General features: G+C 38.2%; 27 protein-coding genes. 8 read left to right on the top strand and 19 right to left on the bottom strand.

Annotation, left to right across the window (positions count from 1 at the left end; genetic code table 11):
• Positions 1–27 precede the first annotated feature (27 nt).
• From GILLI_RS06160 to GILLI_RS06150, 3 genes are all read right to left on the bottom strand, one after another.
• A complete protein-coding gene (locus GILLI_RS06160) occupies positions 28–2,541 on the bottom strand; it encodes a M14 family metallopeptidase (protein ID WP_006988246.1) in 2,514 nt (837 codons plus the stop codon).
• Positions 2,542–2,627: 86 nt separating this feature from the next.
• Entirely contained in the window at positions 2,628–3,014 is a 387-nt protein-coding gene (locus GILLI_RS06155) for a PUR family DNA/RNA-binding protein (RefSeq protein ID WP_006988245.1), read from the bottom strand.
• A gap of 73 nt (positions 3,015–3,087) precedes the next feature.
• The gene (locus tag GILLI_RS06150; RefSeq protein ID WP_006988244.1) at positions 3,088–4,845 is read right to left on the bottom strand and encodes an ABC transporter ATP-binding protein; all 1,758 of its coding nucleotides are present in this window, start codon (positions 4,843–4,845) and stop codon (positions 3,088–3,090) included.
• Between the two features lie 132 nt (positions 4,846–4,977).
• Between GILLI_RS06150 and GILLI_RS06145 the strand changes: the two genes are divergently transcribed.
• From GILLI_RS06145 to yajC, 4 genes are all read left to right on the top strand, one after another.
• Complete coding sequence (locus tag GILLI_RS06145; RefSeq protein ID WP_006988243.1) at positions 4,978–6,078, top strand: Glu/Leu/Phe/Val family dehydrogenase; 1,101 nt, start codon at positions 4,978–4,980, stop codon at positions 6,076–6,078.
• 82 nt (positions 6,079–6,160) lie between these two features.
• Positions 6,161–7,105, top strand: a complete 945-nt coding sequence (gene nusB / locus GILLI_RS06140) for a transcription antitermination factor NusB (protein ID WP_006988242.1) — start codon at positions 6,161–6,163, stop codon at positions 7,103–7,105.
• Between the two features lie 47 nt (positions 7,106–7,152).
• Complete coding sequence (locus GILLI_RS06135) at positions 7,153–7,614, top strand: DUF1573 domain-containing protein (RefSeq protein WP_006988241.1); 462 nt, start codon at positions 7,153–7,155, stop codon at positions 7,612–7,614.
• Positions 7,615–7,635: 21 nt separating this feature from the next.
• Positions 7,636–7,959 (top strand): preprotein translocase subunit YajC, encoded by a 324-nt coding sequence (gene yajC / locus GILLI_RS06130; protein WP_006988240.1) that lies wholly within the window; start codon positions 7,636–7,638, stop codon positions 7,957–7,959.
• Between the two features lie 217 nt (positions 7,960–8,176).
• On the opposite strand, the gene GILLI_RS06125 is transcribed toward yajC, so the two are convergent.
• The gene (locus GILLI_RS06125) at positions 8,177–8,356 is read right to left on the bottom strand and encodes a hypothetical protein (protein WP_006988239.1); all 180 of its coding nucleotides are present in this window, start codon (positions 8,354–8,356) and stop codon (positions 8,177–8,179) included.
• Positions 8,357–8,811: 455 nt separating this feature from the next.
• Here GILLI_RS06125 and GILLI_RS06120 point away from each other — a divergent pair, with 455 nt between their 5' ends.
• Positions 8,812–9,579, top strand: coding sequence for an XRE family transcriptional regulator (locus GILLI_RS06120; RefSeq protein ID WP_006988238.1), 768 nt, complete (start codon positions 8,812–8,814; stop codon positions 9,577–9,579).
• Positions 9,580–9,634: 55 nt separating this feature from the next.
• Here the strand turns inward: GILLI_RS06120 and GILLI_RS18515 are convergent, their stop codons facing one another.
• The 4 genes from GILLI_RS18515 to GILLI_RS06105 all read right to left on the bottom strand — a co-directional run bounded on the left by GILLI_RS18515 (position 9,635) and on the right by GILLI_RS06105 (position 11,765).
• Entirely contained in the window at positions 9,635–9,778 is a 144-nt protein-coding gene (locus GILLI_RS18515; protein WP_006988237.1) for a hypothetical protein, read from the bottom strand.
• Positions 9,779–9,832: 54 nt separating this feature from the next.
• On the bottom strand, positions 9,833–10,057 hold the full coding sequence (locus tag GILLI_RS06115) for a hypothetical protein (protein ID WP_006988236.1): 225 nt from the start codon (positions 10,055–10,057) through the stop codon (positions 9,833–9,835).
• Between the two features lie 86 nt (positions 10,058–10,143).
• Positions 10,144–10,380: a hypothetical protein gene (locus GILLI_RS06110; protein ID WP_006988235.1), complete on the bottom strand. Its 237-nt coding sequence runs from the start codon at positions 10,378–10,380 to the stop codon at positions 10,144–10,146.
• A gap of 140 nt (positions 10,381–10,520) precedes the next feature.
• Entirely contained in the window at positions 10,521–11,765 is a 1,245-nt protein-coding gene (locus GILLI_RS06105) for a 3-deoxy-D-manno-octulosonic acid transferase (RefSeq protein WP_006988234.1), read from the bottom strand.
• A 98-nt stretch (positions 11,766–11,863) separates the two neighbouring features.
• Between GILLI_RS06105 and GILLI_RS06100 the strand changes: the two genes are divergently transcribed.
• Both GILLI_RS06100 and GILLI_RS06095 read left to right on the top strand, forming a co-directional pair.
• Positions 11,864–13,033, top strand: coding sequence for a DegT/DnrJ/EryC1/StrS family aminotransferase (locus GILLI_RS06100; protein ID WP_040506461.1), 1,170 nt, complete (start codon positions 11,864–11,866; stop codon positions 13,031–13,033).
• 14 nt (positions 13,034–13,047) lie between these two features.
• Positions 13,048–14,328, top strand: a complete 1,281-nt coding sequence (locus tag GILLI_RS06095) for a metal-dependent hydrolase family protein (RefSeq protein ID WP_006988232.1) — start codon at positions 13,048–13,050, stop codon at positions 14,326–14,328.
• 115 nt (positions 14,329–14,443) lie between these two features.
• Here the strand turns inward: GILLI_RS06095 and fabD are convergent, their stop codons facing one another.
• From fabD to GILLI_RS06070, 5 genes are all read right to left on the bottom strand, one after another.
• Positions 14,444–15,325: an ACP S-malonyltransferase gene (gene fabD / locus GILLI_RS06090; RefSeq protein WP_006988231.1), complete on the bottom strand. Its 882-nt coding sequence runs from the start codon at positions 15,323–15,325 to the stop codon at positions 14,444–14,446.
• 92 nt (positions 15,326–15,417) lie between these two features.
• Complete coding sequence (locus GILLI_RS06085) at positions 15,418–15,918, bottom strand: pyridoxamine 5'-phosphate oxidase family protein (protein WP_006988230.1); 501 nt, start codon at positions 15,916–15,918, stop codon at positions 15,418–15,420.
• Between the two features lie 92 nt (positions 15,919–16,010).
• Positions 16,011–16,922: a fructosamine kinase family protein gene (locus GILLI_RS06080; RefSeq protein ID WP_245545607.1), complete on the bottom strand. Its 912-nt coding sequence runs from the start codon at positions 16,920–16,922 to the stop codon at positions 16,011–16,013.
• On the bottom strand, positions 16,864–17,352 hold the full coding sequence (locus GILLI_RS06075; RefSeq protein ID WP_006988228.1) for a dihydrofolate reductase: 489 nt from the start codon (positions 17,350–17,352) through the stop codon (positions 16,864–16,866). The genes GILLI_RS06080 and GILLI_RS06075 overlap by 59 nt, the downstream gene beginning before the upstream one ends.
• Position 17,353: 1 nt before the next feature.
• The gene (locus GILLI_RS06070; protein WP_006988227.1) at positions 17,354–17,833 is read right to left on the bottom strand and encodes a 2TM domain-containing protein; all 480 of its coding nucleotides are present in this window, start codon (positions 17,831–17,833) and stop codon (positions 17,354–17,356) included.
• A 63-nt stretch (positions 17,834–17,896) separates the two neighbouring features.
• Here GILLI_RS06070 and GILLI_RS06065 point away from each other — a divergent pair, with 63 nt between their 5' ends.
• A complete protein-coding gene (locus GILLI_RS06065; RefSeq protein WP_006988226.1) occupies positions 17,897–18,985 on the top strand; it encodes an aminotransferase class V-fold PLP-dependent enzyme in 1,089 nt (362 codons plus the stop codon).
• Positions 18,986–18,990: 5 nt separating this feature from the next.
• Here GILLI_RS06065 and GILLI_RS06060 read toward each other — a convergent pair whose 3' ends face one another.
• The 6 genes from GILLI_RS06060 to GILLI_RS06035 all read right to left on the bottom strand — a co-directional run bounded on the left by GILLI_RS06060 (position 18,991) and on the right by GILLI_RS06035 (position 24,355).
• A complete protein-coding gene (locus GILLI_RS06060) occupies positions 18,991–19,272 on the bottom strand; it encodes a DUF427 domain-containing protein (RefSeq protein WP_006988225.1) in 282 nt (93 codons plus the stop codon).
• Between the two features lie 137 nt (positions 19,273–19,409).
• The gene (locus tag GILLI_RS06055) at positions 19,410–20,378 is read right to left on the bottom strand and encodes an L-histidine N(alpha)-methyltransferase (protein ID WP_006988224.1); all 969 of its coding nucleotides are present in this window, start codon (positions 20,376–20,378) and stop codon (positions 19,410–19,412) included.
• Positions 20,379–20,393: 15 nt separating this feature from the next.
• Positions 20,394–21,560: an ergothioneine biosynthesis protein EgtB gene (gene egtB / locus GILLI_RS06050; protein ID WP_006988223.1), complete on the bottom strand. Its 1,167-nt coding sequence runs from the start codon at positions 21,558–21,560 to the stop codon at positions 20,394–20,396.
• Positions 21,561–21,784: 224 nt separating this feature from the next.
• Positions 21,785–22,201 (bottom strand): energy transducer TonB, encoded by a 417-nt coding sequence (locus tag GILLI_RS06045; RefSeq protein ID WP_006988222.1) that lies wholly within the window; start codon positions 22,199–22,201, stop codon positions 21,785–21,787.
• A gap of 81 nt (positions 22,202–22,282) precedes the next feature.
• Positions 22,283–23,137 carry a thymidylate synthase gene (locus tag GILLI_RS06040; protein WP_006988221.1) on the bottom strand — a complete coding sequence of 285 codons (855 nt, stop codon included), beginning with the start codon at positions 23,135–23,137 and terminating at the stop codon, positions 22,283–22,285.
• A gap of 195 nt (positions 23,138–23,332) precedes the next feature.
• Positions 23,333–24,355, bottom strand: coding sequence for an IS1595-like element ISGli1 family transposase (locus GILLI_RS06035; RefSeq protein ID WP_040506460.1), 1,023 nt, complete (start codon positions 24,353–24,355; stop codon positions 23,333–23,335).
• Positions 24,356–24,430: the final 75 nt, after the last annotated feature.

Genomic DNA, 24,430 nt, shown 5'->3' with positions numbered 1-24,430 from the left:
TAAGAATTGCCGGTTGATCCCTCAAATCTACATCTCGTCCCCGAAAAATATTGCGTTCATTAAAAGCTTATTGGTTCCATACCAGAATGCCCGGAAGTTTGTATTATCTGTAAACAGAATCACATTTCCACTTCCCATACCTGCCTTTTTAAAAGGAACGGTGTTCGCAATAAGTTTTAGATTTGGATCGCTTATATAACCGCTTATCAATGGGTTTGCAGTGTACTGAATTGGATTATTATAACTGGTTGAATCGGCCTTAACAAAAATTGTAGTATCCCGGAATAATGGAATTTCATCATTCTTATATCCAAAATTCACCGGATGCGAACGATCTTGCTTAGCGCGAAAAATAGCTCCTCCAATACCTTGAGCCCCGCGGAAATCACGGCGTTCTTCAAAAGTCACATTTTTTGCTTTCACATCATTTTCCAGAAGTTCCATCTTCATGAAATCATTTTTCTTGAAGTAATTTGCTGCGTTCTTATAACCTATCAAAGTTCCGCCATCTCTTACCCATTCCTTCAATTTTTCTGTTTCAGATTTTCCAAGGGCACTTCCCCAACTGTTCGGCAAGATGATATCTGTGTATTTACTCAAATCTGTACGGCCAAGGTTTCTTGTATCCAGCTTTGTAAGCAACATATCATACCGTTGATCAAACAAATGCCAGATCTCTCCAGCATCATATGGAGTTACGCCCTCTCCAACAATCATCGCGACCTTTTGAGGTTTTAGAGTTCTAAATTCATTGCTTCCTAAAGATATTCCTTTAGTAAGCCCTGTTGTTACGCCATTGAATTCTATACTGGCTTCCTTGGAAATTTTAGTAACCAGTTCGAAAAGTTCCGTGGGATTTAATTTTTGATTTTGGATCGGGATCAAAATAGTTCCGTAATCGTACATTTTACCTGCAGCTTCAAAAGGCTTCATGGCAACCTGTGCACGTAAATTCTCTTTTAGGAGCATATTCAGGGCTTTAGGCGCATAGTAATTATGCCATTCCATCAAATACCCATATTCGCTTTTGCTTACCAGAGTCATTTCAGGTTTTTGAAGACTATCAATTTTATTTCCTGCAGATTTTATGGCCACATTGTCATTGAAATCCAGGTTGAATGCATACGGAAAAGACCAGGCTGAAATGTCATAAAACAGACTATCTGCAAATTTGGTTCGCTTTTCAAACATCGCCTCTACAAGCCTATGTTGCCGCTGATTCTTTGGAATTACATAAGCGGTTCCTTTTTTATAGGATTTCCCATCGGTTTGTAGGTCTTCTGCTAGTTCGTGAACTTCTACCTGCTGGCGTTTTAATATTTCAGCAAGATGGTATGCCGAGTTTGGATCTTTTGAATTTCCGAAGACGTAAGCTCCTTTTCCTGCAGAATTTCTCGCATTGTTATAGAACTCCCGCTGGAAATCCAGGATTTTTGATCTCATGTTATGTGCTGCTTCCAGGGTGGAAAGAGCAGCGGTAAATTGATTTCGGATCGTGAAAGGAAAGGTTAACAGGCCATTGTCAGTTTCCTGAACGTGTCCTCTTGAACTTCCCTGCTCAAACAGGATCCCAATACTACCGTTGATGTCCGGAAAAGTTGAACCTTTTCCATAGTAAAAGTCGTCATAATCTTCTTCTGTATAATAAAAAGATCCTATTTTATCAAAGGCAGCAGCGTGGTAAGTGCCTATTTCCCTGGTAAGATCCTGATTCATTTGCGGGGTAAGGGGATGCGTTCTTTCTGGAATTCCCGGTTGAAAGAAAAAAGAGGAATTTGATCCCATCTCGTGATGGTCCGTCAAAATATTTGGTTGCCACTTGTGAAAGGTGGCAATTCGCGCTCTGGATTCCGGCAATTGAACCGGCAGCCAGTCCCGGTTCATATCAAACCAATAGTGATTTGTTCTTCCACCGGGCCACACCTCGTCAAATTCCCTGTCCTGAGGATCCGGATTAAGGTTTTCGCTTTTATGCATATTGGCCCAATAAGCAAAGCGTTGCAATCCGTCTGGATTTAACGAAGGATCAAACAAAATAACAGTATTCTCCAGTAAATTTTCAATTTCTGTACCCTGTCCCGCGGCAAGATGATACGCTGCTAAAAGAGCGGCATTAGATCCGCTGGCTTCATTTCCGTGAATAGAAAATCCCTGATAAACAACAATTGGCATCTCCCCGGTGTTAAGCTGCCCGCTACCGGGAATGGTTAATTCCAGATGGTTTCTTCTAATTTTTTCTAATTTTTTTTGATTTTCTTCAGAAGTAATGGTAAGTAGGAGCAGAGGTCGCCCTTCGTAAGTGGTTCCTCTGTTTTCAATGGAGATCCTGGGGGATTCTTCTGCCAGGGTACGCATATAATTAATTAGTAGGTCGTGTGTTACATGCCACTCTCCTGGAACATAACCTAAAACTTCCTGTGGGGTGGAAATGTCATCGTTGTAATTTACATTTTCCGGGAGGTAATAGGAAAGATCGAGCTCCTCCTGTGCGCCTACCTGAAAACTAAACAGGAAAACTGTGATAAAAATAAAATTTTTCATGAATAAAGGGGTTTATTAAAGTAAAGGCCTAATATAAAAAAACCGTCCCAATTTCTTAGGACGGTCTTGAATTAATAATTCACCAATTAAATATCATCAAAACTGATATCTGTGAATTTTTTTGCAGATGGGGTTTCAGAAGTTTCTAAAGCTTCATCGCCTTCCTCATATTCTTTCTTGAAATCTTTTTGATGCCGGTCGCTTATCACTTCTTCCCCTTTTTCAGAAACGATGTAATCAGTCATCTCGTTGAGAATTTCAGAAAATCCTTCAAAATCTTCTTTGTACAAATAAATTTTATGTTTCTTATAATGAAAAGAACCATCGGCATTGGTGAACTTTTTACTCTCCGTAATTGTAAGGTAATAATCTTCAGCTTTGGTGGCTCTTACATCAAAAAAATAAGTGCGTCTTCCCGCTCGTAATACTTTAGAGAAGATTTCATCTTTCTCCATCATTCCATTTTCACTCATAAAATAAATCTTTAGTGGTTGTTTTAAGTCCTGCTCAAAAATCTAAAATTTTTTAACATATAGCAACATATTTTCACATTTCTTTTTCACTTAATTGTTTTGCGTAAAGTTCTTTGTAGTATCCTCCCGCATGGATTAGTTCCTGATGTGTCCCGTGTTGCCCTATAACCCCATCTTCCAGAATTATTATCTTATCTGCATTTTTTGCTGAAGAGATCCTGTGGCTTACAATAATTGTAGTTTTTTCTTTTGAAATTTTGAAGAGGTTATTAAGGATTTCTTCTTCGGTTTCGGTATCTACTGCAGAAAGGCAATCATCAAACAACAAGATCTGTGGATCATGAATAATTGCCCTTGCTATGGAAACCCGTTGTTTTTGCCCGCCGGAAAGAGTAATCCCCCGTTCTCCCAAAACAGTGTCATATCCTTTGCTGAAGCCAATAACGTTGTTATGTACTGAAGCATTTTTTGCAGCTTCAATTACCTCTTCATCTGTGGCATTGGTTTTCCCGAAGCGTATATTATTCCTGATGGAATCACTGAATAAGAAAGCGTCCTGAGGCACATATCCAATGCTGTCGCGCAAATCATACAGGTTGAGCTCGCGAATGTTTCTCCCATCTATTTCGATGAGTCCGGTTTGTACATCGTACAATCTTCCAATAAGTTCAAGAATAGTCGATTTTCCGGAGCCGGTTTTCCCTATAATTGCCAAAGTTTCTCCGCGCTTTACGGTAAAGGAAACATTTCGAAGCGCTGTAATATTGGTGTCTTCATAAGTAAAACTAACATTTTTAAATGCGATATCGCCCAGAATAGAAGTTCTTTCCTCGTTTCTATTTTTTATTTGAGGCTCTTCTTTGAGGAATTCATTGATTCGCTTTTGGGAAGCTTCGGCCTGTTGAACAATAGAGGTTACCCATCCCACGGTAGCCACCGGCCAGGTAAGCATATTCACATATAAAAGAAATTCAACAATAACCCCTATATTTTCGATCTCACCTGAAATCACCTGTCTACCACCTATAAAAATTACAAGGGTGTTACTAACCCCAATTAGAAGAACCATAAGCGGGAAGAAAAAGGCCTGAACTTTTACAAGATCAAGATTTTTTTGCTTGCTACCATTGGAAAGTTCTACAAAATTCTTATTGGTTTGAGGTTCGAGGCTGTACGATTTAATTACGGAAATTCCGCTAAAGCTTTCCTGCGTAAACGTATTCAGTTTAGATAAATACTGCTGCACCACCGTGCTTCGTTTATGGATAGCTACGCTTAATTTATAGATAGCAAAGGATAAAAATGGCAGGGGAGCAAGGGTGTAAAGTGTAAGCATTGGAGCTGTATTCACCATATACCAAATAACAATAACGAAAAGGGTAAGCGTTGTTACACTATACATTATTGCAGGGCCCAGATACATGCGCACCTTTGAAACATCTTCACTTATGCGGTTCATCAAATCTCCGGTGCGGTTCTTTTTGTAAAAGTTGAGAGAGAGTTTTTGGTATTGCTCATAAACCTCATTTTTTAGATCAAACTCCATGTATCGGGAAACCACGATAAAGGTTTGTCGCATTAAAAAAGTTAAAAAAGCTGAAATTAGCTGTGCTCCAATAATAAGGACGATATAGTAAAAAAGTTCCTGTCGCAAGGTGGCGGCACTACCAATTTCCCCGCTCACATAACTTTCAATAACATTGGTAGAATCTCCTATAAATTGCACTGGATAGATAGCGAAAATTCGTGCTGCAATGGTAATAAGGAAGCCAAGAATGAGCCTCCATTTGTATTTATAAAAATATTTATTGAGATGCTGTAATTCTTTCATATACTCAGTACCCTTCAGTTATTGGGAAATTCGCAATTTAACATCCCAATTCATTCTGTAAATTAAAATAATACCTAATTTTGCATATTGATTTTGATAAATCAAAAAAAATCTAATTTTAAAAAATTATTTATGCAAGTTGAGGTTTTAACCGCTAACGATCTTATTAAAACAGCACCTGTCTTTGGACAGTTGTCTTTTGACGATCACGAACAGGTTGTTTTTTGCAACGACAAAGATACAGGTTTAAAGGCAATAATAGGTATTCATAACACTGTTTTAGGACCTGCTTTGGGAGGAACCAGAATGTGGAATTATGCTTCAGAATGGGAGGCTTTAAACGATGCTTTGCGACTTTCAAGGGGGATGACCTACAAAAGTGCAATTACAGGTTTAAACCTGGGCGGTGGAAAAGCTGTAATTATTGGGGATGCAAAAACTCAAAAAACTCCGGAACTGATGCGTAGGTTTGGACAGTTTGTTCATTCTCTTAGCGGAAAATATATCACCGCAGAGGATATAGGGATGGATACAGAAGATATGGATATCGTGCGGGAGGTTACTCCCTTTGTAACAGGTATTTCTGAATCTATAGGCGGTGCAGGAAATCCGTCTCCAATTACTGCTTTTGGGGTATTTATGGGGATGAAGGCAGCTGCAAAATATAAATATGGAACCGATGACCTTGAGGGGAAAAAAGTGATGGTGCAGGGAATTGGCCACGTAGGAGAAGCGCTCGTAGAACATTTGACCAATGAAGGTGCACAGGTATTTATTTCAGATATCAATCATGAGAGACTGGATGAGGTAAGCAGGAAATACAATGCTACTATTTATGTGGGCGATATTTATAGTGCCGATGTGGATATCTATGCTCCCTGTGCTCTTGGTGCCTCGGTTAATGATGAAACCATTAACAGGATCAAAGCATCTATAATTGCAGGTGCTGCAAACAATCAACTGGCAGATGAACGCACTCATGGAAAAATCCTTAAAGATAAAGGGATCGTATACGCACCCGATTTCCTTATAAATGCGGGGGGAATAATAAATGTGTATGCTGAACTGGAAGGATATGACCGAAAGGAGATCATGCGAAAAACCGAAAATATCTATAATACTACGCTGGAAATTTTAAAATCTGCTGAAAGAAAAAATATCACAACCCACAATGCTGCCCTTCAAATCGCACAACAGCGAATTGATGACAGAAAAAGGGAGAATTTGAACTAAGTAGTTTGAAATAAATACTATTTTTGCAGGGCGGAAGAATTTTCTTTCGCCTTGCTAATTTTATAAACGTTCTTTTACACCTATGTTAACCAGAAGACATATTCGAGTTAAGGTAATGCAATCCCTCTATGCATTCCACCAAAGCAAAAATCAAAATTTTAATGCTGAAGAGAAATTCCTTCTGAAAAGCATGAAAGAAATGTATGATCTGTTTCTGCTTATTTTGAAACTGATGATCGAGATCAAGTCTTATTCAGAAAAATATCTGGATAAATCCCAGAAAAAATTTCTCGCCACTCAGGAAGAGATCGATCCTAATATGAAGTTTGTGAACAATAAGGTGATCAAAATTCTGGAGGACAATATAGACCTTCAAAACGCCTTGGAGGAGAGAGCGATTTCCCACTGGAACCGGGATGGTGAATATGTTGCGATTTTATGGGAGGAGATCAGGAATAGTGAATCCTTTCATGAATATATGGCTACACGAACTGCCAGCTTTAAGGAGGATAAGGATTTTATTATAAATCTTCTTAGAGAAATTATCGCCCCAAACGAGAAATTATACGATTATTTAGAAGATACAAAATTAACCTGGCTGGATGATTTACCACTGGTAAATACGGCAATAATGAAGTATCTAAATAAATTAAAAGAAATTACTCCACAGGATTCCAAATTGCCAAAATTATATAAAAGTCCGGAAGATGAGCAGTTTGCAATAGATTTGTTCAGGAAAGTTTACTTAAATGATGAAGAACTCGCGAATGAAATGCTAGGGAAAACCCCTAATTGGGATAAGGAAAGAATTGCCGAAATTGACACCATACTTATTAAAATGGCACTTTGTGAATTTCTTCAGTTTTCCTCTATTCCGGTGAAGGTAACCATCAATGAATATTTGGAAATAGCCAAAGAATACAGCACCCCCAAAAGCAGCATTTTTATAAATGGAGTATTGGATAAGATCTCGAAAGAATATCAGGAAGAGAAACGTTTAAATAAAATGGGTCGGGGCCTTATGTAATTCAGAAAATTTAGTATTTTTAACCTTTAATTTTAAACCATATAATTATGAAAAAAGGAATTTTAATGATAGCGGCTTTGGGGACTATGATCTTCACTTCCTGTAAGGATGATGCCTCCAGCAAAGTAAAGGCTGAAAATGTGGAAACCGCTGCAGAGCGTGACGCACAGGATGTTTATTATCCTGAATTAACTTTTGAAGAATCAGAATTTGATTTTGGGAACATTGCCCAAAACGCTGCACAGGAACATATTTTCAAATTCACGAATACAGGAAAAGCACCGCTTGTAATTACAAATGCTACCAGTACTTGTGGTTGTACAGTGCCTACGTATCCTAAAAATGAATCAATCGCTCCGGGAGAAGGTGGAGAAATGTTGGTGAAATTTAACGGTGCCGGACAAGGTCAGGTAACGAAAACTGTGACTGTAACTGCTAACACAGAAAAAGGTACAGAATTATTAAGAATCAAAGCTTTTGTTGAAACTCCGGCAACTCCGGCAGGATAAAACACGCTTTTAAATTATTTTATGGATCAAATAACGCAGTTTGCACCAATTATTTTAATGTTTGTGGTTGTTTATTTTTTTATGATACGCCCACAAATGAAAAGAGCTAAAAAAGAAAAAACATTTGCATCCGAATTGAAAAAAGGAGACAGAATTGTCACCAAAAGTGGAATGCATGGAAAAATTATAGATTTTAGCGAAAAAAATAATGCAGTCATTATTGAAACCGGTGCAGGTAAAATCACCTTCGATCGATCTTCCATCTCGATGGAAATGAGCTCGAAGCTAAATGAACCTGTTACGGAAAAGAAGGATGACCAAAAGAAGATTGCAGATAAAAAGTAGCAGTATTCAGATCATTTATAATAAAGGCTGTTTGAGGTAATCGAACAGCCTTTCTTAATTTCATCAGGTTGGTTTTAGATGATGCCTAAACGCCAAAAATTTAGGAAAAAGAAACCTGCCGGGATTGCAGGTTTCTTTTCAAAATAACTTATGGATAATTGATCTATCAAAAACCTAAGGTGGAATCTGAAATTGAAACTCTAAGAATTGAAATCAATTATTTATCTTTCTCAATTGAAGGATTTCCCTCTTTTTGGTCTTTAGCTCTATCCTGAATGGCTTTTATTTTCGCTTTATGCACTTCCTTCTCCAGGCGCAATTTCTCCTTTTTCTTTTTTAATAGCTTGGTGTGTTTGGCTTTATTCCGTGTATTTTTTTCAACTCCTTTTTTTGGCATGTTTTCCGAATTTTTTTCTTTATTCTGAATCCTGGGCAAATTTAAAACTTTAATTCCAACTAACAGTTTGTTTAATCCCTCATTGAGGGCTTAATTCCCCGAGGGTTGCCTGGAATTTTCAAAAAAAATTCCCTCCCGATGACAACCTCGGGACATACCTCGCGGGCCTGCCCGTACCATTCGGGCGTGCTTGCCCCGAGGTTCTTGACTTCCAACTAACAGTTGGTTTTAATTCCCCAACACCTGCCCGTGTCGTTCGGGCGGGCCCACCGGTCTCATTCGGGCGTTAGTATATTGAAATTGTAGACGTTTCTTTTTTTAAATACCAAAAGGCTTTCATCCGGGTAAATTGATTTTTATTTCCTAATTTTTATATTATTATGGAATAATTCCATTCAATAGGAAATAATCCAACGTTAAAGTTGGAATTATTCCGAAATAATTTATATTTGTGTATGGGAACAGATAACACTATTGAAATTAAACGATTTAAAGAGATTCGTGACGATCATAATTTCACACAATCTGAGTTTGCGGCCTTGCTGGGAATCAAGAATTCTACTGCTGATATTGAGCGGGGTCGTACCAAATTATCCGGCAAGATCGTAGCGGAATTATTGAGTCAATTCGAGATAAACCCTCTATGGCTTTTTGGAGATAGTAGTCAAAAATATTTGGCGGTTAACAATGGAGATGTGAGCCCAAAAGTTATTACTTTAAATAGCAGTGAAGAAGAAAATATCATATTGGTGAACCAAAAGGCTGCTGCCGGTTATCCTCACAATGTACAGGATGTGTCATGGTACCAGCAATTACCTGCTTTTGATATTCCCTTGCCCGAATATAGAAATGCAACCTACAGGGGTTTCCAGGTGGAAGGCGATAGTATGATGCCAAACTTGAGACCAGGGGAGTGGGTGCTTGGAAAAGCGGTTCCCAGTATTAAGGAAGTGAGTTTCAGCAAGGTATATGTGGTGGTATTATATGATTCAGTATTGGTGAAAAAAATACAAAAAATGGAGGATCCTTATAAAATTTTACTGGTTTCTATCAATGAAGAATATCCACCTGTGCAGGTTCTCGTAAGTGATATTCAGGAACTATGGCAGGTTAACAGTAAGCTTACCTTTAGTATTGATGCTACTTCCGAGAGTGGACTACTTAGGCAGCTACAGCAATCCATGGATGATTTAAAAAGTGAATTCAAGTCTTTAAGGCAATAAAAAAAATCCATCCCGGTTATGGATGGATTTTTAAGGTTTATTTAGATAATTTTATCTAATCTAAATCATCTGCAACATCGTCAACTGCATCTTCTACATCATCAGCTGCTTTTTCAATACCAGATTTTTCTTCCCTACATGAAGTAAAAAGTACACTTGTAGAAAAGGTAAGCATCAATAAAAAAATTAGTTTTTTCATAATTTAAAGGTTTAGGTTATTTTAATGTTTAAAATTAATACAGGTGTAACGATTTTATATATCATCCGTACCACCGGTTCCAGTGTTCTCCTTAACTTCGTCCACACCTTCATTTACAGCATCTCCCACATCATCTGCAGCGTCCTCAATATCGTCTCCTACATCATCCATATCATCGCTTATTTCTACCTCGGTTTTTTCTTCATTTACTTCCCGGCAGGAAGTGAAAAATGCACTAAAGGTAAATGCTGCGGCCAGGACCAAGATTGATTTTTTCATAGTTTAATTTTTTTGGTTAAAAATTGGTTTTTGATTGAATAAATGTAAATAAATAATCTGGAAAAACTATACTATTTTGATGAAGACTAATTATCGTCCCCAATTTTGTCAATTTCTTCGTCAATTTCTTTGTTTACTTTTTTATCAACTTTTTCAGCGGTACGTTCCAAAATTCCTTTTTTCTCTTCAACAGGTTCTGCTTTTTCAACTCTTTCAACTTCTACCTCTCTAATAACGGTTTCTTTTTCAGTTGTTTCTCTACAGGAAACCAACGAAATTGCTGATGTTATTACCAGGGCAACCATAAAAAATACTTTTTTCATAATTATTTTAATTTAGTTATAACATTTTAATTTAGTTATAACTGTCGAAAGTACTGTAAAATTAAATGGGAGGGTTTAATTTTTTTAGTTTTTTAGCAAAAATCTTAAATTTGATATAATTTTTTATTCTGGATCCTGAATCATTTAACAGAATTTTCCTTTAAATAGTGCTCGAAAATCCTGGTTGCCCCAGTATTGCTATTTATAAAATGACCAGCGATCATTCCCGTTTTTTTTCTGAATTTGGAATCGGTAACCAATTTGGTGAAAACTTCCTTTAGCTCTTCTTTGTCCTTTACAGCGAACAATCCAGCCAATTGCTGAAGTTGCTTTGCTTCAGGGAATTTATCGAAATTTTTCCCGATAACCACAGGAACTCCGAAGGTAGCAGGCTCAAGGATGTTGTGCAAACCAGTTGTTCCTGCTGCACCGCCTACATAGGCAATATCTGCATAATTATAAATTTTGGTAAGTAAACCTATAGTATCTATTATAAGAACATTATAATCTGCCAGTATTTTGTTTTGCCTTTCTGAATAAAGCAGGGTTTTTTTATTCAGTTTTTCCTTGAATCGTTTTATTTGATCTGATTTGATCTGGTGGGGGGCCAACATGAATTTCACATCTTCCATCGATTGATTGATGAAATCTTCTAAAAGTTTTAAATCCTCTTCCCAGGTGCTTCCGGCTACAATGCAAAGCTTTCCGTTTTTAAATTCTTCTGCGAAATCAAGCGTATTATCCTGTTCTATTTGATGGGAAACCCTGTCGAATCTTGTATCTCCGCTTAAAGTTACATTGTTAAATCCTATCGAATTAAGAAGTTCTTTTGAAGTGGAATTCTGCACAAAAAAATGTTCAAAAGTTTGTAGAGATTTCCTCATCCAGGCTCCATAAGGCTTAAAAAACAACTGATCCTTTCTAAACCCGCCCGATACCAGAAGTGTGCGTATATTTCTGGATTTTAATTCCTTTAAGTAATTAGGCCAGAATTCATATTTGATAAAAATGGCTATTTCCGGATGAACCAGATTTAAAAATTGAGTTACATTTTTCCTGGTATCCAAAGGTAAATATACCACCGCATGTGCCAGCGGAGTATTTTTTTTGATCTCATATCCCGAAGGAGAAAAAAAGCTCACCACTATTTTATGATCAGGATATAGCTTTTTTACTACTTCTATAATGGGAACGCCCTGTTCAAATTCTCCTAAAGAGGCCATGTGAAACCAAATGGTACGATCCTGTTTATTTAATTTTAATTCCAATGTTGGAAGAGTTTCTTTTCTGCCGTTCACAAAAAGTTTCATTTTCTCACTTAGAATCCTTGTTGACGGAAGCAGGAAATTCAACAATTCTATAGTAATGTTATATAATACTTGCAAGCTTGATTATTTTAGCTGCTAAAATAGCTCTTTCCTAAAAATTGCATTGTCGATAGAGGCTATATTTTGTATTTTCGTGGCATTACAAGAGAAATCAAATGAAAAAAATACAAATGGTTGACCTTAAAGGTCAATATGCTTCCATAAAAGATCAAATCCAGAACTCTTTAGATGAAATTATGGAAACTTCAGCCTTTATAAACGGGCCGGAGGTACAAAAATTTCAGAAGGAATTAGAGGAATATTTAGATGTAAAACACGTAATTCCCTGTGCCAATGGAACAGATGCATTGCAAATCGCGATGATGGGTCTTGGATTGCAACCTGGAGATGAAGTTATTACGGCAGATTTTACCTTTGCCGCCACCGTAGAAGTCATAGCTGTATTGCAACTTACTCCGGTTTTGGTAGATGTGTACCCCAATACGTTCAATATTAATACCGATGCCATTAGAAACGCCATCACCCCAAAAACCAAGGCGATTGTACCTGTGCACCTTTTTGGGCAATGCGCAAATATGGAAGAAATTCTCGAAATAGCCAGTGAACACAATTTATATGTGATTGAAGATAATGCCCAGGCAATAGGTGCAAACTATTCTTTTAAAAACGGATCGAAGAAAAAAGCAGGGACTATAGGTCATGTAGGTGCCACTTCTTTTTTTCCATCTAAAAATTTAGGAGCTTTTGGCGATGGTGGTGCAATTTTTACAAACGATGACGACCTGGCACATACACTTCGGGGAGTTGTAAATCACGGGATGTACGAGCGTTACTACCACGATGTGGTTGGAGTAAATTCCAGATTGGATTCTATGCAAGCCGCAGTTTTGAGAGCGAAATTGCCAAATTTGAATACGTATAATAAAGCAAGGCAGGAAGCTGCACGAAAATATAATAAAGTTTTTCAAGATTGTAAACACGTCGAAATCCCTCAGGTGGAAACCAACCAAAGTTGTAACAAGGATTTGGGAATTTGTTCTACCTGTGATTGTCATGTTTTTCACCAGTACAGTTTAAAAATCACAAATGGAAAGCGGGACGCGCTGGCCAAACATTTGGCGGAACTTCAGATTCCACACGGAATCTATTATCCAATTCCGCTGCATAATCAGAAAGCTTATAAGGATTCCCGATATAATGAAGCCGATTTTCCGGTAACCAATGAATTGGTAAAAGAAGTGATTTCCTTGCCCATGCATACGGAACTTACCAATGATCAAATCGAATTTATCACAACCACAGTAATCGATTTTTTAAATAACTAATACCCCCTATAATTATGAAAAACATAGCACTAATCTTCTGCGGAATACTATTCGCTTCAAATGTAAATGCCCAGGATCTCTATATTCAAAGCGGAAAGCTTGTAGATACCAAAAACGGAAAAGTCCTTAATGAAAAGACGATTGTAGTTTCAGGAAATAAGATAAAAAGCATTGAAAATGGTTATGTTCAACCAAGGAATGCAGGAGATTCTTTAATTGATCTTAGAAATATGACCGTGCTTCCAGGATTTACAGATATGCACGTACATTTGGAAAGTGAGACCAATCCGCAAAAATACCTGGAAACCTTTACTTTCAATGAAGCCGATTTTGCATTTAATTCGGTAGGATTTGCACGCACAACGCTGCTGGCAGGTTTTACCACAGTTAGGGAGCTGGGAGGTAGCGGTGTGAACATAGCGCTAAGGAATGCGATCAATGCCGGAAAAATAGAAGGCCCAAGAATTTTCACGGCAGGGAAGTCCCTTGCAACAACAGGAGGCCACGCCGATCCTACAAATAGTTTTAATAACAATCTAATGGGAGATCCTGGACCCAAGGATGGAGTGATAAACAGTGTAGATGATGCCTCAAAAGCAGTAAGGCAAAATTATAAAAACGGAAGTGATCTTATCAAAATTACGGCTACCGGCGGTGTGCTAAGTGTAGCAAAAAGTAGCTCCAATCCGCAGTTTACAGAGGAAGAGATCCGGGCTATAACCACAACGGCAAAAGATTATGGATTTCACGTTGCGGCTCACGCCCACGGTGATGAGGGAATGCAGCGCGCCATAAGGGGAGGAGTTTTAACCATTGAACATGGAACCCTTATGAGTGAGGAAACTATGGATCTTATGATAGCGAATAAGGCTTATTTAGTTCCAACTATTACTGCAGGAAAAGAGGTGAGTGAAAAGGCAGAGATAGAAAATTATTATCCCGCCCTGGTTGTTCCAAAAGCCAGGGAAATTGGACCTAAGATTCAGAATACTTTTGGAAAGGCTTATAAACGGGGGGTAATGATAGCATTTGGAACAGATGCCGGAGTTTTTGAACACGGCAAGAACGCCAGGGAATTTAGTTATATGGTAGAGGCAGGAATGCCTGCAATGGAGGCTATTCAAAGTGCAACCATTATTCCCGCAAAAATTTTAAATATGGAAACCAAAAGTGGCCAAATAGCACCGGGATTTTTTGCTGATATTATCGCTGTGAAGGAAGATCCTACTCAAAATATCAAAACCCTGGAGGAGGTTGTCTTTGTGATGAAAGAAGGGAAAATTTATAAGAATTAATATTCAATCTTGAACATAAAAAAATCCTGATCACTCGATCAGGATTTTTTGGTTATAAAGTATTTTGATTTCACAGAAAATTACCGGTTTCTATGCATTTTTACAGAAAATTTATTTAAACTACTGCAGAACCTACTTCTGCCGCCCGGTCTATTTTTTTTACCAGACCCTGTAAAACTTTTCCTGGACCAACTTCTGTAAAATGTGTTGCTCCATCCTTGATCATATTTTGAACAGATTGTGTCCATTTTACCGGAGCGGTAAGCTGAAACACCAAATTTTTCTTTATCTCTTCAGGATCTGTAACCCCAAAGGTGCTTACATTTTGATATACAGGACAAATGGGAATGTTAAAAGTAGTGGCTTCAATTGCTTCTGCCAGTTGCTTTCTTGCCGGTTCCATAAGTGGAGAGTGAAACGCTCCTCCTACGGGCAAGATCATCGCACGCTTTGCTCCTCTTTCCTTGAGTATTTCACAGGCTTTTTCTACCGCATCCACACTACCTGAGATCACTAATTGCCCGGGACAATTGTAATTGGCCGCAACCACTATTCCATCAACGTCAGCGCACACGGCTTCTACCAATTCATCTTCCAGTCCTAATACCGCAGCCATGGTAGAAGATTGCATCTCACAGGCTTGTTGCATCGCGTCTGCTCTTTGAGCTACAAGTTTTAAAGCCGGTTCGAACTCGAGGGTTTTATTTGCTACCAGAGCCGATATTTCCCCCAGAGAATGCCCTGCAACCATATCTGGTTTAAAAGCATCGCCCATGATTTTACTTAGGATTACCGAATGTAAAAAAATAGCGGGTTGCGTAACTTTTGTCTGTTTCAGGTCTTCAGCAGATCCTTCAAACATAATATCTGTAATAGAAAAACCCAGGATCTCATTCGCTCTTTCAAATAATTTCTGAGCTTCAGGGTACTTTTCATATAAGTCTAATCCCATTCCCTTAAACTGTGCCCCTTGTCCGGGGAATATATAAGCATTCATGTCTTTAATTTAGTTCAGCTAAAGTATAAATAAAAAAAAAGACCTCATAACATAAATTTGATACAAGGCCTTTTTGGTGCAAATTATGCTCTCTATAGGTTTAATTTACCTTTTTCACCTACGTCAGCTTTATTTCCGCTAGCAGCGGCAAGTCCCATTTTAAAAAGGCCGACGTATTTATTTTGTTTTGTATCCCAATAATAGGCTTCCTTTGGAGTGATTTTAATGGCGGTTAGATTTGGGTCATCTTCCCCATCAAACCAGGCGTCATCTAAATTGGTGTACAGGTTCTTCAGTTTTGCCTTATCTGTTATAACCGAAGCCATTCCATAAATACTTATAAATTCCATTCCCGAGGGATCGCTATAAAGCAATTGAACCTGAGGATTTTTAACAATATTCGAATTATGCTCACTGTTTAATCCACTTAAGAACCAAATATTTCCTTCTTCATCAACTTCTTTCGTCGTCATAGGAATTGCGCTAATTGGTTGTTTCTTTAAATCGGTAAGAAGCATCGCTGTTTTAATATCATCCACTAAGGTTGTCATTTTTTTAATCGCTTCTTTACTTGTCAAATTTTTTGTACTCATCTCGTGTTTTTTATACAAGTTAATGTCTCTTTAGCAAGATGTGCCCCAAATAATTCTTAAAAAATATTGACTGATTGTTAAGTAATGTGAAATTAACTGAATTGTCTTATAATATCCCTTACGGCGCTTTTATAGCCCACACCAAATAAATTTAAATGTACCAGTAAATAATATAATTGCCAGAGGGGAATTCTTTCCTCAAAGCCGTTTAAAAGTGGAAATTCCTGCTGGTAAGATTGAAATATTTGTTGATCGAATCCGCCAAAAAGCTTCATCATGGCCAGATCCATCTCTCTGGGAGCATAGGCCATTGCAGGGTCAATTAGGCAGGGATGACCCGACGAATTCACCAGATAATTTCCATTCCAAAGATCCCCGTGAATAAGCGACGGCGGTTCCTGGGGTATTATTTCTGAAATATTTTTAAAGAAATTTTTGGTTATTTCAAGATTATAATTTTTATCCCTTGCCAGTTTTAGCTGGGGTTCGAGCCGCTCACTTATATAAAAATCTGCTGGCGTAGTGCAGAAATTGTTTTGTTGAGGAAGGCTTCCTATATAATTATCATTGGCAAGTCCAAATTTTGAAGCGGTGTTTTTATGTAGCCGGGCCAGTTGTTTTCCAAAGAGATCCCAAAAATATTCAGTGGGTTTTGCTGAAACTTTATATTCCAGTAAAAGGTAAGTTTTGCCCTCAAATTCTCCAACATCAAAAACTATTGGAATATCTATATTTCCAGATCTTTTCAAGATTTCCAGACCCATTTTTTCGGCAGTGAACATGCCGGGGAATTTATGGGATGAATTTAGTTTAACTACAAATTCTTCAGAAGAAAGCGTCTTGATCAAAAAAACATCGTTGATATCTCCCCCTGTCAGGCGGGCAAAATCGTTTATCTGAAAATTGTTTTTTTCGGCTAATTGATCAAAAATTGGTTTAAGATCTTCAGGTGCGTTCATAGGTAAGATACGTGAAAGCGTATTGATGCCTTTCGTCTTTTTCATGATATTCCTCTGCTACTACTTTCCATTGAGACTCATCAATTTCGGGAAAAAAAGTATCAGCTTCAAATTCTCCATGTACCCGGGTGAGTTCTATTTTATCTGCAGTAGCCATCGCCATTTTATAAATTTCTCCACCTCCAATTACAAAAGGTTGTGGATCATCTTTGGTTAATTCTATTGCCCGTTCCAGGGAATGAACTACAATTATACCGGGTTTTTTGAAATTCTCCTGCCGTGTAATTACCACATGGGTCCTGTTTGGTAAAGGTTGCGGAAAAGAATCGAAGGTTTTACGCCCCATGATAATATGATGGCCTGAGGTGATTTTTTTAAAGCGCTTAAAATCATCTGGCAGATGCCAGACCAAATCGTTGTTTTTTCCTAGTTCATTGTGTTCTCCTGCAGCAGCAATTAATGTAAGTATTCCCATATTAGTGATTTGAAGGTTTGTCCTTATTACCTCGATCGTTTTCCTGAATTCTGATGGGTGTAGGATCTTCGTATGTTTTGGAGGGAGATTCCTCATTTTTTTCAGGCTCAGGATGCTCTTTTTCTACCTTTCTTTGCATTTCCTCAATCCGGTCCCTTTGTTTCCTAACCAGCCTTTCCAGTTGTTGCTGCTTCCATTGCTTGCCCATAAAACTATCGATAACCAGCACATTTAGCGTATGGATAAGAAAGAAAAAAGTCCATATTAAAATAGCCCAAACAAACCAGTCATATCCTAATGGTTTTAAGTCTTCACGATAGCCTATTACCACATTTATAACAATAAGGAGAACAGCACCTACAAGAAAAACAACAAAATGCTGAAACAACCTTCTTTTTTGAAGTGCTCTTTTTCTGGCATATTCATACATTTCGCGTTGTTCAGTATCGAGTTTGGAAGTGTTTTTCTTTTTAGAAAACATAATAAGAAGTACTTTAGTGTTTGATCAAATTTAAATATTTTTTCGCTTAAACGTTAAAGTCCTATGAAAAAATTAAGAAAACCTTTTCCGGTTTTACAGCAATATACTTATTTAAACACGGCAGCCTCCGGACTTTTATCAGAAAAAGTTATGGAATTTAGACAGGATCATGACCTGGATTTTTTGATTTCGGGCAGTATCCTAAAAGATAAGCAGGGAGAGCTCTTAACCGGAGTAAGAGAGACGGTGGGTGAGTTCTTTAAATGTGCCCCAAACCGTGTTGCGCTAACACCCAACTTTTCTTATGGATTTAATACTTTTTTGGAAGGATTGAATAAATCTAAAAAAGTGCTTTTGCTTTCTGGGGATTATCCTTCTATAACCTGGGCGGTTAGTTCACGTGAATTTGAAATTTGTTATGCAGAAATAGACGAAAACCTGGAACAGCATATAGCGGCCTCAATGGAAAAGGAACATCCGGATGTGTTTGCTTTTAGTATCGTGCAGTATATAAGTGGCATAAAACTTTCCATAGATTTCTTGAAAAATTTAAAGCAAAAATTCCCGGAAACTTTGTTTGTGGCTGATGGAACTCAGTATTGCGGCACAGAAATTTTTGATTTTGACGATTCAGGCCTGGATGTGCTTATTTGCAGTACCTACAAATGGCTGAATGCTGGGTACGGGAATGCATTTATACTTTTTAATGAAAGTGTACAGGGGAAGATCGCTCCCAAGGCTGTGGGCTTTAATTCCCTGCAGGGAAAATACAAAGCGCATGAGGGAAATTTCATCGGTAAATTTGAACCCGGACATTTGGACACCTTAAGCTTCGGCAGTTTGAAAACCGCGCTCGGGTTGTTAAAGGATGTTGGAATGGAACTGGTTCAGGAACGAATAGCAACCTTGAGTAAACGGGCTAAGCAGGAATTCTTAGCAATGGAATTACTCGGGGATATGGTCGTGAAAAGGGATCAACACTCCTCTATCTTCAATATTAAAGGAGATACTCAATTATACAATTTTCTTAAAAGTGAGAACATTATTTGTTCTCAAAGAGGAGATGGAATCCGCATTGCTTTTCATTATTTTAATACCGAAGAGGAATTAGATTATCTGCTAAAAACCCTTCGGGAATATGAAAAGACCTGATTTTATTATTCAGTTACTTTAATTCCTTTCCAAAATGCCACATAATTTTCAATTGGTTTGGCAGCATGGCTTGCCTGTGGATAATACCAGGCCGCATCCTTGTTAAGCATGCCATCTACTTCTACGGAATAATAGGAAGCTTCTCCTTTCCATGGACAACGCGTAGAGGCGGCGCTGGATTTGAAAAATTCTTCCTTAATGGATTCCTTTGGGAAATAGTGATTGTTTTCAACAACTTTTGTGTCTTTGCTTTCTGCGATTACCGTATTGTTCCAAATTGCTTTCATTTGTTTAATTTATTGTTTTAGCGGACAAATGTAACATCTATATAATTTTTCCGTTGAGGGAGAAAAATTTTTCTAAGGGATGTTTCATCTGTTTGATTTGCTAAGTTTTCTAATTATTTACTGAATACTTAAAAGTGCTATTTTTTTGTGAATATATAATTTTTATAATAATTATTTTCATCCATAAAGCAGTCGGCCACTGTTAATCCAGCTTTTTCTGCCAGCCATTTCACAACGGCATCATCGTATTTCTGCGAAATTTCAGTATGAATAGTTTGCCATGGATCGAAATGAATTTTTAGGTCCAGGCTTTCAATATTTATATCCTGATCTATTTTACTAACCAGAAAGCTTTTTGCAGTTCCTGTTTCAGGATTATAGGTTTCCCAATGCAGAAATTGATCCGGGTTAAAATTCCCTCCAAGCTCCGAGTTTATCCTTACCAGCAGGTTTTTGTTAAAAGCTTCTGTCACTCCGGAAGCGTCATTGTAGGCATCAAGGATCTTTTGAGGATGTTTTTTTTGATCGAATCCAATAAACAACATGTCTTCCATACTCATAACTTCCTGAATATGTTTTAGGAAATCTATGGCGTTTTCATGCAAAAGATTTCCAATGTTGGATCCAAGGACAAGGATCACTTTTTTCCTTGTATTGAAGGTTGAGAGCTTCTCCAGGGTTTCAAAATAGGTCCCCTGCTGAATTTTTATCGGTACCTCCGGGATCTCATTTTTAAGCGATTTCTCTAATTCTTCCAGTGCATTCTGGCTAATATCCACAGGAAGATAATTGAAATCCAAATTTTGATCTACCAGGTACTTCAATAGCAGTTTGGTTTTCTTTCCGTCTCCTGCTCCCAGTTCTATAAGATCAAAACCTTCATGTCCGGTAAATTTTTCTACGATTTCAGCAGTGTGATTTCTCAAAATATCAAATTCGCAGTTGGTAAGATAATATTCCGGCAGGTCCATGATATCCTGAAATAGCTTATCTCCCTTCTTATCATAGATGTACTTTGATAAAAGATATCGGGGATTACTGGTTAAACCGGTAAAAACATCTTCTTCAAAAGCTGAAGAAAAGCGGGTTTTTATGTTGTTTTTCATTCTCTATTTGTCGTGTTATTTTACCAGTCTAAGGCCGGTAAATTGCCATCGAAGATGTGGATGGAAAAAATTTCGATAAGTTGGTCTTGAATGCTTGGTTGATGTAGCCACAGAACTTCCACGAAGCACTTTTTGATTCACCATAAACTTCCCGTTGTATTCCCCAAGGGCACCATCGGCTTTTTGATAGTTTGGATAAGGCATATAAGCACTTTCGGTCCATTCCCAGCGGCTTCCCCATTCAAAGTGTTCCTGGGCTATCTCCCATTCAAATTCTGTGGGTAATCGCATTCTTTTCCATTGTGCAAATGCGAAAGCTTCGTAATAGGAAATATGTGCCAGCGGGGCATCCGGATTTAATTTTTGAAGACCCTGCAGCGTATATTGATGCAATTGTCCCTCTATTTTATGCCAGTAAAAAGGTGCTTTTATCCCATTGGTATTTATCCAGTCCCATCCTTCGGCATGCCATAGTAAAACATCTTCGTAACCACCAGCTTTCATGAATTCCAGAAATTCTGCATTGGTTACCAGTTTATTGGAAATTTCAAAATCGTTGAGATAAGTTTTATGTCTTCCAAATTCATTGTCGTAGGCAAAAGATCCTCCTTTATGGCCAACCTCATAAATTCCTTCTGAAATTTTTATCCAATCTTTTGGGAAATTCTGAATAATGTTTTCCTCAAATTGCTGATTGTATTCCGGTAAAAGGGGATTTTTACCTAAAATATATTTAATATCTGTAAGAAGTAATTCCTGGTGTTGTTTTTCGTGATGACAACCAATTTCTATCACTTTTAGAATATCTTCAGAAAGATCTTTAGAGGTGCTTAAAAATTTAGAAAGGGCATTGGAAACATAGTTCCTATATTTATAAACCCAGTCAACGGTAGGGCGGGAAAGGTTTCCACGATCTGTACGTATTACTTTTTCACCTACGCTTTCGTAATAACTGTTGAAAACATACGCTGAGTTTTCATCGAAAAGCTTATAATCTTTTTGGTATTTCTTCAAAACAAACTCCTCAAAAAACCAGGTGGTATGTCCTAAATGCCACTTAGGAGGAGAGATATCCACTACCGGCTGCACTACGTAATCCTCTGTCTCAAGATAGGAACAGATTTTCTCGGAATCTGCCCTTGTTTCTGAAAATAATTTAAATAGTTCTTCTTGAGAGATCATAATTCTGCAGGTATCTTAAGTGCTTCCCAAAGTTACAAATTTTTGGGAATGTTGGAGATATACCATCGTTAACGCGAAGTTAAAGTATAAACAGTTGGTTAAGATATCAAGTACCAGGAATAGGCTCATTATTAATATAAAAGCACTAAGTATTCAGAATTTCGATGAACGGTAGGGGTGGGCTTGCCGAATGGCACAGGCGGGAATAAAATCTAGTGTTGGGATTAAAAGGTAAAGGGCATTTTATATTTTACGGAAATTGGTTTTCCTCCGCTATTTCCGGGAACCATTTTTGGAAAAAGTTTTACAATTCGCATCGCTTCCTGGTTTATCTCTTTTTTAGGGCCTTCTGCGGTAACCTTGCTTACTTCTCCTTTTTCATCAATTAAAAAGCTTACGGTGGTTTTACCTCTTATGAATTCTCCGTCTTTATCCCGCGGAAATTTATAATTTTCCTTGATATGCTGTGCGACCATCTTGTTAAAACAGTCTTCTGAAGATGCTTTGCTTTTTTTACAACCCGGCCATACCGGTGCGATTTCTTTAACCGAAATTGTGTTTCCTGAAACTTTTACACCTTCCTGGGCAAAGCCCAAGCCAGTGAAAAAGAAAACTGCAACAACCAAAATTAATTTTTTCATTTTGTTTAGATTATAAGATTTGAGGAGAATCTGGATCAGCCAAATATTGGTTTTTAAAATGATTATAGGTATCACTTCTTGTTACACAGCCACTTTTCCTTTAATGTGGGGATGCGGATCATAATTCTCCAGGCTGAAGTCTTCAAATTTGAAGCCAAAAATGTCTTTCACCTCCGGATTGATCTTTATCGTAGGTAATTTTCTGGGTTCCCTTGAAAGCTGAAGCTCCACCTGTTCCAGGTGATTGTTATAAATATGTGCATCGCCAAAAGTGTGAATAAAATCTCCGGGCTCATAGTCGCACACCTGTGCAATCATCATGTTGAAAAGGGCATAGGAGGCTATGTTAAAGGGAACTCCCAGGAAAATATCTGCACTGCGCTGGTATAACTGAAGCGATAATCGCGGCTTTGCATTTTCTCCTGCATCTTCCGGCGGAGGACTTACATAGAACTGAAAAAAGGCATGACAGGGGGGTAAGGCTGCTTTTCCTTCGGCTACATTTTCTGAAAATGTTTTTGAAGTATCCGGCAAAACCGAAGGATTCCATGCCGAAACCAACATTCTACGACTATTGGGATTGGTCTTTAGGGTTTTTACAATTTCACTTATCTGGTCTATTTCTTCATTGTTCCAATTTCTCCATTGATGGCCATAAACAGGCCCCAAATCTCCTTTTTCATCTGCCCAGCTGTTCCATATATTTACTCCGTTCTTTTGAAGGTATTCTATATTGGTGTCTCCGTTTAAAAACCAAAGCAGTTCGTGTACAATGGATTTTAAGTGAAGTTTTTTGGTGGTTACCATCGGAAAACCTTCGCTAAGGTCAAAACGCATCTGATAACCAAAAACACTTTTGGTCCCTGTTCCGGTGCGGTCTCCTTTTTGAACTCCATTTTCCAGAACGTGTTTTATTAGGTCGTGATATTGTTTCATAGGTGTTTTTCTGATTTAAGCCTTCATCGGAATTCCTGATATTTCTTACTTTGACTTAGCTCTCCGGGATAATTGATTCCGAAGATAGCGTTTCAAATATATAAGATTTGAAAGATCTTCGAAAGCTAAAATATAGATTTGGGAGATAGATTAAAACTTTTGAATATGCTGAATTTAAATACTTATGGCTCTAGTTTAGCACTGCGTTGATATTAATTTTTCATAGTTTGGCTGGATGTTCGCAAAACGCTTCAAAGCCCCCACACCCAGTGTTTGTTGTGCGAAGGCAGCAGTGGTGTCCCTATTTAATTTTATCTTTTCTTTTAGGGCATGCCAGTTTAGATACTGTTGCAGGTATTTGGTGGACACGCCCCAGAACGTACTGCCAATCCACTTTTTTATCCTGTTGTGTGTCGAGTTTACATGTTGCACATGGAATGCACCTTTTACCCTTTCATCTTTGGAAACATTTATGGGATGGAACTCCACCTTGGTGTCCTTGGCGAAGCCTTTATAGCTGTGGCGGGAATCACTACACAATATTGTGCTTCCCTCTTTTATGCGTTTGCCAATGGCATTTGCAATATCGGCCTTCCCAATCCGTCCAAGCGTGGCCACGCTCAAATCTATTCCAGAATTTCTGTCCTGGGTCACGATGACCGCAACCTGATCATTGCTTATGCCCCTCTTGCTGGACTTGCCACCCCTTTTCCTTGGTTTTCGGTTTTTGACCACCATACCCTTTTCAGACCTGAGGAAGAAAGCCTCATCACTTTCAGTGATACCGGTGAAGTCATCCCCGTCGTCCGCGCCCAGTGAGGCCAATATCTTGTGACGCCAGTCAAAGGCTGTCTTTTTGTTGATGCCCAATGCCGAGACAATTTTGTCAAGGCTCTTTTCTTCGACCATTAGCTTTAGGTAATCTGCAATCTTGTCCTTCCTTTGAAGGCCTGCCATCCAAGTGCCAGTGTACTCAGTAAAACTCCTGTGGCAAGACTTGCACTTGTAGCGCTGCGCACCTTTGTCCATACCAAAGCGGACATACTTAGGGTGAGAGCAGTGCGGACAGGCACCGAGATTGTTGTCAAACTCGTGCCGGCGTGAGACAATCGCGGACAGGTCTATGTTTTTGGTCGAATCTTCGATTTCCTTCAATAAACGCTCACGCTGCGCAACTGGCAGTGAGAGTATTTGTTCTTTAAGCTTTTCTGTTTCCATAAACTCAATATACAAATAATAGCTGGTTTAAACTAGAGCCATACTTATTAACTATTCAGGATTAACCTCGTAAAA

It is taken from the genome of Gillisia limnaea DSM 15749, from assembly GCF_000243235.1.
GTDB lineage: Bacteria > Bacteroidota > Bacteroidia > Flavobacteriales > Flavobacteriaceae > Gillisia > Gillisia limnaea.
The sequence above is the reverse complement of the archived record's forward strand: the minus strand, read 5'-3'. Positions and strand labels throughout refer to the sequence as shown.